Origin of the sequence: Escherichia sp. KTE114 (assembly GCF_000407765.1) — a bacterium.
GTDB lineage: Bacteria > Pseudomonadota > Gammaproteobacteria > Enterobacterales > Enterobacteriaceae > Escherichia > Escherichia ruysiae.
The window spans coordinates 4,104,174-4,118,471 of the sequence record NZ_KE136626.1 but is presented as its reverse complement, the minus strand read 5'-3'; the positions used below and the strand labels follow the sequence as shown (position 1 = coordinate 4,118,471).

8 protein-coding genes are annotated in these 14,298 nt (G+C 53.0%); 6 read left to right on the top strand and 2 right to left on the bottom strand.

Annotated features, from left to right (window positions below):
• Positions 1–111: 111 nt before the first annotated feature.
• Positions 112–834 carry a bifunctional 2-polyprenyl-6-hydroxyphenol methylase/3-demethylubiquinol 3-O-methyltransferase UbiG gene (gene ubiG, locus WC5_RS01740; RefSeq protein ID WP_000990774.1) on the bottom strand — a complete coding sequence of 241 codons (723 nt, stop codon included), beginning with the start codon at positions 832–834 and terminating at the stop codon, positions 112–114.
• A 146-nt stretch (positions 835–980) separates the two neighbouring features.
• Between ubiG and gyrA the strand changes: the two genes are divergently transcribed.
• From gyrA to WC5_RS01770, 6 genes are all read left to right on the top strand, one after another.
• Positions 981–3,608 (top strand): DNA topoisomerase (ATP-hydrolyzing) subunit A, encoded by a 2,628-nt coding sequence (gene gyrA, locus WC5_RS01745; protein WP_001281237.1) that lies wholly within the window; start codon positions 981–983, stop codon positions 3,606–3,608.
• Positions 3,609–3,756: 148 nt separating this feature from the next.
• Positions 3,757–5,445 carry a DUF2138 domain-containing protein gene (locus tag WC5_RS01750; RefSeq protein ID WP_000012267.1) on the top strand — a complete coding sequence of 563 codons (1,689 nt, stop codon included), beginning with the start codon at positions 3,757–3,759 and terminating at the stop codon, positions 5,443–5,445.
• Complete coding sequence (locus WC5_RS01755; RefSeq protein ID WP_010353017.1) at positions 5,442–6,065, top strand: DUF1175 domain-containing protein; 624 nt, start codon at positions 5,442–5,444, stop codon at positions 6,063–6,065. Before WC5_RS01750 ends, WC5_RS01755 begins: the two co-directional genes overlap by 4 nt.
• 23 nt (positions 6,066–6,088) lie before the next feature.
• A complete protein-coding gene (locus tag WC5_RS01760) occupies positions 6,089–10,603 on the top strand; it encodes an alpha-2-macroglobulin family protein (RefSeq protein WP_024192249.1) in 4,515 nt (1,504 codons plus the stop codon).
• The gene (locus tag WC5_RS01765; RefSeq protein ID WP_001104512.1) at positions 10,604–12,253 is read left to right on the top strand and encodes a YfaQ family protein; all 1,650 of its coding nucleotides are present in this window, start codon (positions 10,604–10,606) and stop codon (positions 12,251–12,253) included.
• A 4-nt stretch (positions 12,254–12,257) separates the two neighbouring features.
• A complete protein-coding gene (locus WC5_RS01770; protein WP_001225824.1) occupies positions 12,258–13,034 on the top strand; it encodes a YfaP family protein in 777 nt (258 codons plus the stop codon).
• Between the two features lie 73 nt (positions 13,035–13,107).
• On the opposite strand, the gene atoB is transcribed toward WC5_RS01770, so the two are convergent.
• A complete protein-coding gene (atoB, locus tag WC5_RS01775; RefSeq protein WP_000786560.1) occupies positions 13,108–14,292 on the bottom strand; it encodes an acetyl-CoA acetyltransferase in 1,185 nt (394 codons plus the stop codon).
• Between the last annotated feature and the right edge of the window lie 6 nt (positions 14,293–14,298).

Sequence of the window (14,298 nt, the reverse complement as noted above, 5' to 3'; positions counted from 1 at the left end):
GGCGTAAACGCCTTATCCGACCTACGGGGGAGTCATTTGTAAGCCTGATAAGACGCGGCAAGCGTCGCATCAGGCATTGGTACGGTTGCCGGATGAATCCGGTCAACAATCTCACTTATTCTGCGTGTGCAGCATATAGTTCACATCCACGCCGGGGCCGAGTTTAAAGGAATTAGTGATCGGGTTGTAATGCAGCCCGGTCATATGACGCTCTTTTAAACTGGTCTGATCCACCCAGCCCAGCAGCTCTGCCGGTTTAATAAACTTCTTCACATCATGCGTGCCTTTAGGCACCATGCGCAAAATATATTCCGCGCCAACCACCGCCATCAGCCATGACTTACCGTTACGGTTAAGCGTAGAGAAAAAGACATCGCCGCCCGGTTTTACCAGTTGCGCACAGGCTCTGACTACTGACTGTGGATCGGGGACGTGCTCCAGCATCTCCATGCAGGTCACAACATCGTACTGCCCGGCATGTTTTGCCGCGTGTTCTTCAACGGTCTCCTGCACGTACTCCACCTGAATACCGCTTTCCAGCGCGTGTAGCTTTGCAACCTGTAGTGGTTCAAAGCCCATATCCAGGCCGGTCACCGTCGCGCCTTCGCGTGCCATACTCTCAGCCAGAATGCCGCCGCCGCAACCGACATCGAGCACCTTTTTGCCAAATAAACCGCCAGCACGCTCGGCAATATAGCCCAGACGCAGCGGGTTAATGCGGTGCAGCGGTTTGAACTCACCTTCAAGATCCCACCAGCGGGAGGCGACGGCTTCAAATTTAGCGATCTCTTCGTGGTCTACGTTATGGTTTACCGGCGATTTTTCGGCATTCATTGGCACTTCTACTCCGTAATTGGCAAGACAATCGAGTATATCAGGCATTGCAGGTGAATAAAGCGTATAGGTTTACCTCAATCTGCGCGGCTGTGTTATAATTTGCGACCTTTGAATCCGGGATACAGTAGAGGGATAGCGGTTAGATGAGCGACCTTGCGAGAGAAATTACACCGGTCAACATTGAGGAAGAGCTGAAAAGCTCCTATCTGGATTATGCGATGTCGGTCATTGTTGGCCGTGCGCTGCCAGATGTCCGAGATGGCCTGAAGCCGGTACACCGTCGCGTACTTTACGCCATGAACGTACTAGGCAATGACTGGAACAAAGCCTATAAAAAATCTGCCCGTGTCGTTGGTGACGTAATCGGTAAATACCATCCCCATGGTGACTCGGCGGTCTATGACACGATCGTCCGTATGGCGCAGCCATTTTCGCTGCGTTACATGCTGGTAGACGGTCAGGGTAACTTCGGTTCTATCGACGGCGACTCTGCGGCGGCAATGCGTTATACGGAAATCCGTCTGGCGAAAATTGCCCATGAACTGATGGCCGATCTCGAAAAAGAGACGGTCGATTTTGTTGATAACTATGACGGCACGGAAAAAATTCCGGACGTCATGCCGACCAAAATTCCTAACCTGCTGGTGAACGGTTCTTCCGGTATCGCCGTAGGTATGGCAACCAACATCCCGCCACACAACCTGACGGAAGTCATTAATGGTTGTCTGGCGTATATTGATGATGAAGACATCAGCATTGAAGGGCTGATGGAACACATCCCGGGGCCGGACTTCCCGACGGCGGCAATCATCAACGGTCGTCGTGGTATCGAAGAAGCTTACCGTACCGGTCGTGGCAAGGTGTATATCCGCGCCCGTGCAGAAGTGGAAGTTGACGCCAAAACCGGGCGTGAAACTATTATCGTCCACGAAATTCCGTATCAGGTGAACAAAGCGCGCCTGATCGAGAAGATTGCGGAACTGGTAAAAGAAAAACGCGTGGAAGGCATCAGCGCGCTGCGTGACGAGTCTGACAAAGACGGTATGCGCATCGTGATTGAAGTGAAACGCGATGCGGTCGGTGAAGTGGTGCTCAACAACCTCTACTCCCAGACCCAGCTGCAGGTTTCTTTCGGTATCAACATGGTTGCATTGCACCATGGTCAGCCGAAGATCATGAACCTGAAAGACATTATCGCTGCGTTTGTCCGTCATCGCCGTGAAGTGGTGACCCGTCGTACCATTTTCGAACTGCGTAAAGCCCGCGACCGTGCTCATATCCTTGAAGCATTAGCCGTAGCACTGGCGAACATCGACCCGATCATTGAACTGATCCGTCATGCGCCGACGCCTGCAGAAGCGAAAACCGCGCTGGTTGCTAATCCGTGGCAGCTGGGCAACGTTGCCGCGATGCTGGAACGTGCTGGCGACGATGCTGCGCGTCCGGAATGGCTGGAGCCAGAATTCGGCGTGCGTGACGGTCTGTACTACCTGACCGAACAGCAAGCTCAGGCGATTCTGGATCTGCGTTTGCAGAAACTGACCGGCCTTGAGCACGAAAAACTGCTCGACGAATACAAAGAGCTGCTGGATCAGATCGCGGAACTGTTGCGTATTCTTGGTAGCGCCGATCGTCTGATGGAAGTGATCCGCGAAGAGCTGGAGCTGGTTCGTGAACAGTTCGGTGACAAACGTCGTACTGAAATCACCGCCAACAGCGCAGACATCAACCTGGAAGATCTGATCACCCAGGAAGATGTGGTCGTGACGCTCTCTCACCAGGGCTACGTTAAGTATCAGCCGCTTTCGGAATACGAAGCGCAGCGTCGTGGCGGGAAAGGTAAATCTGCCGCACGTATTAAAGAAGAAGATTTTATCGACAGGTTGCTGGTGGCGAACACCCACGATCATATCCTGTGCTTCTCCAGCCGTGGTCGCGTCTATTCGATGAAAGTCTATCAGTTGCCGGAAGCCTCTCGTGGTGCACGTGGTCGTCCGATCGTCAACCTGCTGCCGCTGGAGCAGGACGAGCGTATCACCGCGATCCTGCCAGTGACCGAGTTTGAAGAAGGCGTGAAAGTCTTCATGGCCACCGCTAACGGTACTGTGAAGAAAACCGTCCTCACCGAATTCAACCGTTTGCGTACCGCCGGTAAAGTGGCGATCAAACTGGTTGAAGGCGATGAGCTGATCGGCGTTGACCTGACCAGTGGTGAAGACGAAGTGATGTTGTTCTCCGCCGAAGGTAAAGTGGTGCGCTTTAAAGAGTCTTCTGTCCGTGCGATGGGCTGCAACACTACAGGTGTTCGCGGTATTCGTTTAGGTGAAGGCGATAAAGTCGTGTCTCTGATCGTACCGCGTGGCGATGGCGCAATCCTTACTGCAACACAAAACGGTTACGGTAAACGTACAGCAGTGGCGGAATACCCAACCAAGTCGCGTGCGACGAAAGGGGTTATCTCCATCAAAGTGACTGAACGTAACGGTTTAGTGGTTGGTGCGGTACAGGTTGATGACTGCGACCAGATCATGATGATCACCGATGCCGGTACGCTGGTACGTACCCGCGTTTCGGAAATCAGCATCGTGGGTCGTAATACCCAAGGCGTGATCCTCATCCGTACTGCGGAAGATGAAAACGTAGTGGGTCTGCAACGTGTTGCTGAACCGGTTGACGAGGAAGATCTGGATACCATCGACGGCAGTGCTGCGGAAGGGGACGATGAAATCGCTCCGGAAGTGGACGTTGACGATGAGCCAGAAGAAGAATAATTTCATTTCTTCATGCCAAAAGGGAGCCATCTCCCTTTTTTGAATTGAAAAGTCCAGGCTGTAAAGTCTGGGCTTTTGTCGTATTAGGGCGCGATAAAGTTGTGCATCGCCCATAAAAAATGGCTGGCTTTACACAAGGAATGTGGCAATGAGTGGTGAAAAAAAGGCGAAAGACTGGCGGTTTTATGGCCTTGTAGGTTTTGGTGCAATAGCACTGCTTTCCGCTGGCGTCTGGGCATTGCAATATGCTGGCAATGGGCCAGAAAAAACGTTGTCGCCGCTGGTGGTGCACAACAATCTGCAAATCGATCTCAATGAGCCGGACCTCTTTCTCGACAGCGACTCTCTAAGCCAGCTTCCCAAAGATCTCCTTACCATTCCTTTTCTTCATGATGTCCTGAGCGAAGATTTCGTTTTTTATTATCAGAACCATGCCGACCGTCTGGGCATTGAAGGCAGCATTCGCCGCATTGTCTATGAGCACGATCTCACGCTGAAAGATAAGTTATTTTCCTCGTTATTAGACCAGCCTGCGCAGGCGGCGTTATGGCACGATAAACAAGGCCATCTTTCACATTATATGGTGCTGATCCAGCGCAGCGGCTTAAGCAAATTGCTGGAGCCATTACTGTTTGCTGCCACCAGCGATAGCCAGTTAAGCAAGACGGAAATCAGTAGCATCAAGCTAAATAACGGAACCATTCCTGTTTATCAGTTGCGCTATAACGGCAATAACGCCCTGATGTTTGCGACTTATCAGGACAAGATGTTGGTGTTTTCCAGCACGGATATGCTGTTTAAAGATGACCAGCAGGATACCGAAGCTACGGCGATCGCAAGTGATTTGTTGAGCGGTAAAAAACGCTGGCAAGCCAGCTTTGGCCTGGATGAGCGTACTGCCGAAAAAACGCCAGTACGCCAGCGCATCGTGGTTAGCGCAAATTTGCTGGGTTTTGGCTACCAGCGATTAATGCCTTCTTTTGCTGGCGTGCGCTTCGAAATGAACAACGACGGCTGGCATAGCTTTCTGGCGTTAAATGATGAATCCGCAAGCGTAGATGCCAGTTTCGATTTCACTCCCGTGTGGAACAGTATGCCTGCCGGAGCCAGCTTCTGTGTGGCGGTGCCGTATTCGCACGGTATTGCCGAAGAGATGCTTTCGCATATCGGTCAGGAAAAAGACAAACTGAACGGAGCGTTAGACGGTGCCGCCGGGCTGTGCTGGTACGAAGACTCAAAATTGCAAACCCCGCTATTTGTTGGTCAGTTTGATGGCTCAGCCGAACAGGCGCAACTGCCAGGGAAACTGTTTACGCAAAATATTGGTGCGCACGAAAGCAAAGCGCCAGAAGGTATATTGCCGGTAACCCAGACACAGCAGGGCGAAGCGCAAATCTGGCGTCGCGAAGTGAGTTCCCGATATGGTCAGTATCCGAAAGCGCAGGCGGTGCAACCAGATCAATTAATGTCGGATTATTTTTTCCGCGTGTCGCTGGCGATGCAAAACAAAACGCTGCTTTTCTCCCTCGATGACACGCTGGTTAATAACGCGCTGCAAACACTGAATAAAACCCGCCCGGCAATGGTGGATGTGATACCCAATGACGGCATCGTTCCGGTCTATATCAATCCACAAGGTGTGGCGAAACTGCTGCGTAATGAAACGCTGACCAGTCTGCCGAAGAATCTCGAACCGGTTTTTTATAACGCCGCGCAAACTTTATTAATGCCGAAACTGGACGCTCTATCTCAACAACCGCGTTATGTGATGAAACTGGATCAGATGAAACCGGGCGTCGCCTGGCAGTGGCTACCTGTCAACTGGCAGCCGTTATGAGGCGCGGACTTCTGGCGCTGATCTGCTGGCTGTGTTGTTTTTGCGCTCAGGGTGAAATGCTGAATGTCGAACAGTCGGGGCTGTTTCGTGCCTGGTTTGTGCGTGTTGCTCAGGAACAACTCCGTCAGGGGCCAAGTCCACGCTGGTATCAGCAGGATTGTGCGGGCCTGGTGCGCTTTGCGGCGAACGAGGCGCTGAAAGTTCACGACAGCAAATGGCTAAAAAGTAACGGTTTATCGAATCAGTATTTGCCGCCTGAAATGACGCTAACACCTGAACAGCGTCAACTGGCGCAAAACTGGAACCAGGGGAACGGGAAAACAGGCCCCTATGTGACCGCAATTAATTTGATTCAGTACAACAGCCGTTTTATTGGCCAGGACATAAACCAGGCGCTGCCTGGCGATATGGTTTTTTTCGATCAGGGCGATGCTCAGCACTTAATGGTCTGGATGGGGCGTTACATCATTTACCACACCGGAAGCGCCACGAAAACTGACAACGGAATGCGCGCAGTCAGTCTGCAACAACTTATGACATGGAAGGACACCCGATGGATACCCAACGATTCCAATCCCAATTTCATTGGCATTTATCGTTTAAATTTTCTGGCGCGATAGCGGCCTGTCTGTGCCTGTCTCTTGTGGGGACGGGAATTGCTAATGCTGATGATTCGCTTCCTTCCAGTAACTATGCGCCGCCCGCCGGGGGAACGTTCTTTTTGCTCGCTGACAGCAGTTTTAGCAGCAATGAAGAGGCGAAAGTGCGGCTGGAAGCGCCGGGGCGTGATTATCGGCGTTATGAGATGGAAGAGTACGGCGGCGTGGACATTCGCCTGTATCGTATTCCTGACCCGATGGCATTTTTGCGCCAGCAGAAAAACCTGCATCGCATTGTGGTGCAACCGCAATATCTGGGCGACGGGCTGAACAATACGCTGACCTGGCTGTGGGATAACTGGTACGGCAAATCTCGTCGCGTGATGCAGCGTACTTTTTCTTATCAGTCACGGCAGAATGTGACTCAGGCGTTACCCGAATTACAGCTCGGCAATGCCATCATTAAACCTTCCCGTTACGTGCAAAACACTCAGTTTTCACCGCTGAAAAAATACCCGCTGGTGGAGCAATTCCGTTATCCGCTATGGCAGGCAAAACCGGTCGTGCCGCAGCAAGGGGTAAAACTGGAAGGCGCATCCAGCAATTTCATCTCGCCGCAGCCGGGCAACATCTATATTCCTCTCGGCAAACAAGAGCCGGGACTGTACCTTGTCGAGGCGATGGTAGGTGGGTATCGGGCGACAACGGTGGTGTTTGTTTCCGATACCGTGGCGCTGAGTAAAGTATCGGGCAACGAGCTTCTGGTGTGGACCGCTGGCAAAAAACGGGGTGAAGCTAAACCTGGTTCGGAAGTTCTGTGGACTGACGGTCTTGGCGTGATGACACGAGGTGTGACTGATGATAGTGGCACCTTGCAGTTACAACATATATCGCCGGAACGTTCATACATTCTGGGTAAAGATGCTGAAGGCGGCGTTTTTGTCTCCGAGAACTTCTTCTACGAAAGCGAAATCTACAACACCCGCTTGTATATCTTTACCGACCGCCCGCTGTATCGGGCAGGCGATCGTGTCGATGTTAAAGTGATGGGGCGCGAGTTCCACGACCCGATGCATTCATCGCCCATCGTCAGCGCCCCGGCAAAACTCTCGGTGCTGGACGCCAACGGCAGCCTGTTGCAAACCGTCAATGTCACGCTGGATGCGCGCAATGGCGGGCAGGGGAGTTTCCGCCTGCCAGAAAATGCCGTTGCCGGAGGTTATGAGTTACGCCTGGCTTACCGCAATCAGGTCTACAGCAGTAGTTTTCGCGTTGCCAACTATATCAAGCCACATTTCGAGATTGGTTTAGCTCTCGATAAAAAAGATTTCAAAACTGGCGAAGCGGTCAGCGGCAAACTGCAACTGCTCTATCCGGATGGCGAACCGGTAAAAGATGCCCGCGTGCAGTTAAGTTTGCGCGCTCAGCAACTTTCGATGGTTGGTAACGATTTGCGTTATGCCGGACGTTTCCCGGTGTCGCTGGAAGGTAGCGATGCTGTTTCGGACGATAAAGGCAATGTAGCATTAAACCTTCCCGCTGCCGATAAACCGAGCCGCTATTTGTTAACCGTTTCCGCCAGCGATGGTGCGGCATATCGTGTCACCACCACCAAAGAGATCCTCATTGAACGCGGTCTTGCGCATTACTCTCTAAGCACCGCCGCGCAATACAGTAATAGCGGCGAGCCGGTTGTTTTCCGTTATGCCGCGCTGGAAGCTTCAAAACAGGTTCCTGTTACGTATGAATGGTTGCGTCTCGAAGACCGCACGAGCCATAGCGGAGATCTACCGTCTGGCGGCAAATCCTTTACCGTCAATTTCGATAAACCTGGCAACTACAACCTGACGTTACGCGATAAAGACGGCTTAATTCTCGCCGGGTTAAGCCATGCCGTCAGCGGTAAGGGCAGCACGGCGCATACTGGTACGGTAGATATCGTGGCGGATAAAACGCTGTACCAGCCAGGCGAAACCGCGAAGATGCTGATTACCTTCCCGGAGCCAATCGATGAAGCGTTATTGACGCTGGAACGCGATCGCGTGGAACAGCAGTCGCTGCTATCGCATCCGGCAAACTGGCTAACGCTACAACGTTTAAACGATACCCAGTATGAAGCCCGCGTACCGGTGAGCAATTCCTTTGCGCCTAACATCACTTTTTCGGTGCTGTATACCCGTAACGGTCAGTTCAGTTTTCAGAACGCCGGGATCAAAGTTGCCGTTCCCCAGCTGGATATTCGGGTGAAAACGGACAAAACCCATTACCAGCCAGGTGAACTGGTCAATGTTGAATTAACCTCTTTGCTGAAGGGTAAACCGGTTTCCGCGCAGCTAACGGTTGGCGTGGTCGATGAAATGATCTACGCACTGCAACCGGAAATCGCGCCGAATATCGGCAAATTTTTCTATCCGCTGGGGCGTAACAATGTGCGCACCAGTTCCAGCTTGTCATTTATCAGCTACGACCAGGCGCTCTCCAGCGAGCCGGTTGCGCCAGGCGCGACTAACCGCAGCGAGCGGCGAGTAAAAATGCTGGAACGTCCACGACGCGAAGAAGTTGATACCGCTGCATGGTTGCCGTCGCTAACCACAGATAAACAAGGCAAAGCGTACTTCACGTTCCTGATGCCTGATTCGTTAACCCGCTGGCGTATTACCGCGCGAGGGATGAACGGCGACGGGCTGGTTGGGCAAGGGCGTGCTTATCTGCGTTCGGAAAAAAATCTCTACATGAAGTGGAGTATGCCAACGGTATATCGCCTGGGCGATAAACCGGCGGCAGGGCTGTTTATCTTCAGTCAGCAGGATAACGAACCTGTGGAACTGGTGAGTAAATTTGCGGGCGCTGAGATGCGTCAGACGCTGACGCTGCACAAAGGGGCGAACTATATTTCGCTGGGGCAGAACATTCAGCAATCTGGCTTGTTAAGCGCAGAGCTGCAACAAAATGGGCAAGTGCAGGACAGCATTAGCACCAGGCTGTCTTTTGTGGATAACACCTGGCCCGTTGAACAGCAGAAAAACGTCATGCTCGGCGGTGGTGATAACGCTCTGATGTTGCCCGAGCAGGCGAGCAATATCCGGATACAAAGTAGTGAAACGCCGCAGGAGATTTTCCGCAATAACCTCGACGCGTTAGTTGATGAACCGTGGGGGGGCGTGATCAACACCGGTAGCCGTCTGATCCCGCTAAGTCTCGCCTGGCGTTCGCTTGCCGATCATCAGAGTGTTGCCGCTAATGACATTCGTCAGATGATTCAGGATAACCGTCTGCGGCTGATGCAACTGGCGGGGCCAGGTGCGCGTTTTACCTGGTGGGGTGAAGATGGCAATGGCGATGCGTTCCTGACGGCATGGGCATGGTATGCCGACTGGCAGGCCAGTCAGGCGCTTGGCGTAACGCAACAACCGGAATACTGGCAGCATATGCTCGACAGTTATGCCGAGCAGGCAGATAACATGCCGTTATTGCATCGGGCGCTGGTGCTGGCGTGGGCGCAGGAGATGAATCTGCCGTGCAAAACGTTGTTGAAAGGGTTGGATGAAGCTATCGCCCGGCGCGGAACTAAAACAGAAGATTTCTCTGAGGAAGACACCCGCGATATCAATGACAGCCTGATCCTCGATACACCGGAATCTCCACTGGCAGATGCGGTGGCAAACGTCTTAACCATGACGTTGCTGAAAAAAGCGCAGTTGAAGTCCACTGTGATGCCACAGGTTCAGCAATATGCGTGGGATAAGGCAGCGAACAGCAACCAGCCGCTGGCGCACACGGTTGTGCTGCTCAATAGCGGTGGCGACACCACCCAGGCGGCCGCCATTTTAAGTGGTTTGACTGCTGAGCAATCCACTATTGAACGCGCACTGGCCATGAACTGGCTGGCGAAATATATGGCGACGATGCCTCCGGTTGTGTTACCTGCGCCTGCGGGCGCATGGGCCAAACATAAGTTAACCGGAGGGGGCGAATACTGGCGTTGGGTTGGTCAGGGCGTGCCGGACATTCTCTCTTTTGGTGACGAATTATCGCCGCAAAACGTACAGGTCCGCTGGCGTGAACCGGCAAAAACGGCTCAACAAAGTAACATTCCGGTGACCGTTGAACGCCAGTTGTATCGGCTTATCCCTGGTGAAGAAGAGATGAGTTTTACTCTGCAGCCGGTGACCGGTAATGAGATCGACAGCGACGCCCTGTACCTTGATGAGGTAACGCTTACCAACGAGCAGGATGCATCTCTGCGCTACGGTCAGGTAGAAGTACCACTGCCGCCGGGGGCCGATGTTGAACGGACAACGTGGGGAATATCGGTCAATAAACCCAACGCCGCGAAACAGCAGGGGCAGTTGCTGGAAAAAGCGCGTAATGAAATGGGCGAGCTGGCCTATATGGTGCCGGTGAAAGAACTGACGGGAACGGTCACTTTCCGCCATTTGCTGCGCTTCTCGCAAAAAGGGCAATTCGTTCTGCCGCCTGCTCGTTATGTGCGTTCCTATGCACCTGCACAGCAAAGCGTTGCGGCAGGGAGCGAATGGACCGGGATGCAGGTGAAATAAGTGAACTGGCGCAGAATCGTCTGGCTATTGGCGTTGGTTACTCTGCCAACGCTTGCGGAGGAGACGCCGTTACAACTGGCGCTGCGCGGTGCGCAGCACGATCAACTGTATCAGCTGTCGTCATCAGGCGTGACCAAAGTCTCAGCATTACCTGACACGCTCACCACGCCGTTAGGGAGTTTGTGGAAACTGTATGTTTACGCGTGGCTGGAGGATACCCATCAACCGGAGCAGCCCTACCAGTGTCGCGGAAACTCCCCGGAAGAGGTTTATTGTTGTCAGGCTGGGGAGAGCATAACGCGTGATACCGCGCTGGTACGTTCCTGTGGGCTCTATTTTGCGCCGCAGCGGTTGCATATTGGCGCAAATGTGTGGGGGCAATACTGGCAACAGCGTCAGGCACCTGCGTGGTTAGCGTCTCTTACTACGCTGAAGCCAGAAACCTCGGTAACGGTTAAATCGCTACTTGATTCATTAGCGACGTTACCCGCGCAAAACAAAGCTCAGGAAATCTTACTGGATGTGGTGCTGGACGATGCGAAAATCGGTGTCACATCTATGCTCGGTAGTCGGGTTCGGGTGAAAACCTGGAGCTGGTTTGCCGATGATAAGCAGGAAATCCGTCAGGGGGGCTTTGCTGGTTGGTTGACCGATGGCACACCGCTGTGGGTAGCCGGTAGCGGCACCAGTAAAACGGTACTGACCCGTTATGCGACGGTGCTTAATCAGGTTTTGCCTGTACCGACGCAAGTTACCAGCGGGCAGTGTGTGCAGGTTGATCTGTTTGCTCGCTATCCGCTGAAGAAAATCACTGCGGAAAAGAGTGCGACAGCAGTAAAACCTGGCGTGCTCAATGGGCGCTATCGTGTGACGTTTGCCAATGGTAACCACATTACGTTTGCTAGCCACGGAGAGACGTCATTACTGAGCGAAAAGGGCAAACTGAAATTACAGTCGCATATCGATCGTGAAGAGTACGTTGCCAGAGTTCTGGATCGCGAGGCGAAAAGCACGCCTCCAGAGGCTGCGAAAGCCATGACCGTGGCGATTCGCACTTTTTTACAGCAAAACGCCAATCGGGAAGGTGATTGCCTGACCATCCCCGACAGCAGCGCCACGCAGCGTGTTTCTGCTTCGCCAGCCACCACGGGGGCGCGGACAATGACCGCCTGGACGCAGGATCTCATCTATGCGGGCGATCCGGTTCATTATCACGGCAGTCGGGCTACCGAAGGCTCACTCTCCTGGCGGCAAGCCACGGCCCAGGCGGGGCAGGGAGAGCGTTACGACCAGATACTCGCGTTTGCTTATCCCGACAACAGCCTTAGCCGCTGGGGAGCGCCACGCTCTTCCTGCCAGTTATTACCCAAAGCGAAAGCCTGGCTGGCGAAAAAAATGCCGCAGTGGCGGCGTATATTACAAGGCGAGACGGGGTACAACGAACCAGACGTGTTTGCGGTCTGCCGTTTAGTCTCAGGTTTCCCCTATACCGATCGGCAGCAGAAGCGGCTGTTTATTCGTAATTTCTTTACGCTTCAGGATCGGCTTGATTTAACCCACGAGTATCTGCATCTGGCCTTTGATGGCTATCCCACCGGGCTGGATGAGACGTATATCGAAACGCTGACCCGACAATTATTAATGGACTAATGCTATGCGAAAGATTTTTCTTCCGTTGTTACTGGTGGCGCTTTCGCCTGTTGCTCACGGCGAAGGTGTGCAGGAAGTCGAGATTGATGCGCCGCTCTCTGGCTGGCATCCGGCGGAGGGTGAAGATGCCAATTTTTCACAATCGATTAATTACCCCGCGTCGTCCGTCAATATGGCCGATGATCAAAATATCTCAGCGCAGATCCGAGGCAAAATAAAAAATTACGCTTCTGCGGGTAAACCCCAGCAGGGTCGACTAGTAGTTAACGGCGCCAGTATGCCGCAGAGAATTGAATCCGATGGTTCATTTGCGCGCCCTTATATTTTCACCGAAGGCAGCAACAGCGTGCAGGTCATCAGCCCGGATGGGCAAAGTCGACAAAAAATGCAGTTTTACTCAACGCCGGGTGCTGGGGCGATTCGTGCGCGTTTACGGCTGGTTCTCTCGTGGGATACGGATAATACCGATCTCGATCTCCATGTCGTTACGCCTGATGGCGAACACGCCTGGTACGGTAACACGGTGCTGAAAAACAGTGGTGCACTGGATATGGATGTCACGACGGGGTACGGTCCAGAGATTTTCGCCATGCCAGCGCCGATTCACGGGCGCTATCAGGTGTATATCAACTATTATGGCGGACGCAGCGAAACGGAGTTGACGACTGCTCAACTGACGCTGATCACCGATGAAGGATCGGTCAATGAGAAACAGGAAACCTTTGTTGTCCCGATGCGTAATGCTGGCGAACTGACGCTGGTGAAAAGTTTTGACTGGTAATTAATGAGGTTACTTTCACTGTCGATGTTTAAGAAAACGCCCGATGACTTTCGCTATCGGGCGTTTTTGTTCGTTAATTCAACCGTTCAATCACCATCGCAATTCCCTGACCGCCACCAATGCACAGCGTTGCCAGACCCAGCGTTTTATCTCGTGCCTGCATTGCATGTAATAGCGTGACCAGAATACGTGCACCGCTGGCGCCGATAGGATGCCCCAGCGCGATGGCTCCGCCGTTGACATTCACTTTCTCAGGATCAAAGCCCAGAGTTTTCCCAACGGCAAGGAACTGCGCAGCAAATGCTTCATTGGCTTCGATGAGATCAATGTCTGCCAGTTGCAGCCCCGCCAGTTGTAATGCTTTTTGTGTGGCAGGTACTGGCCCCATACCCATCAATGCGGGGGGCACGCCGCCGCTGGCATAGCTTTTAATGCGCGCCAGTGGTTTAAGGCCTGCCGCCAGCGCCGCCGATTCTTCCATAATCACCAGTGCGGCAGCCCCGTCGTTAATGCCAGACGCGTTCCCAGCGGTGACCGTTCCGGCTTTGTCGAAGGCCGGACGCAATGCAGCCAGAGCTTCTGCAGTAGAATCTACCTTCGGGAACTCATCGCGATCGAAGACGATGTTTTTCTTCCGTGTGACAACATTTACCGGGACGATTTCGGCGGTAAAAGCACCGGACTCAATGGCTGCTGCCGCTTTACGCTGTGAATGTAGCGCCAGTTCATCCTGCATTTCACGGGTAATTCTGTACTCTTTGGCCACGTTCTCGGCGGTAATACCCATATGATAACCGTGGGTAGCGCACATCAGGCCATCGCGCAGGATTACGTCATAAACCTGCCCGTCTCCAAGACGATAACCAGAGCGTGCTTTTGCATCGAGTAAATAGGGCGCTAAACTCATGTTCTCCATTCCACCCGCTACGATGCTCTGTGCCTGACCAGCCTGAATTGCCTGGGCGGCAAGCGCCACGCTTTTCAGACCAGAACCACATACTTTGTTGACCGTAAATCCGCACACCGTTTCTGCCAGTCCGCTTTTTAGCAGTGCCTGACGAGCCGGATTTTGCCCCAGCCCGGCCTGCAATACGTTACCCATAATCACTTCATCGACGTGTTGTGAATCGAGTTTTGCGCGTTCAATGGCGGCCTGAATTACTGTTGCCCCCAGGTCGATGGCGCTGGTGGAGGCGAGTGAACCATTAAAACTACCGATGGCAGTACGTACCGCACTGACGATGACACAATTTTTCATTTTATC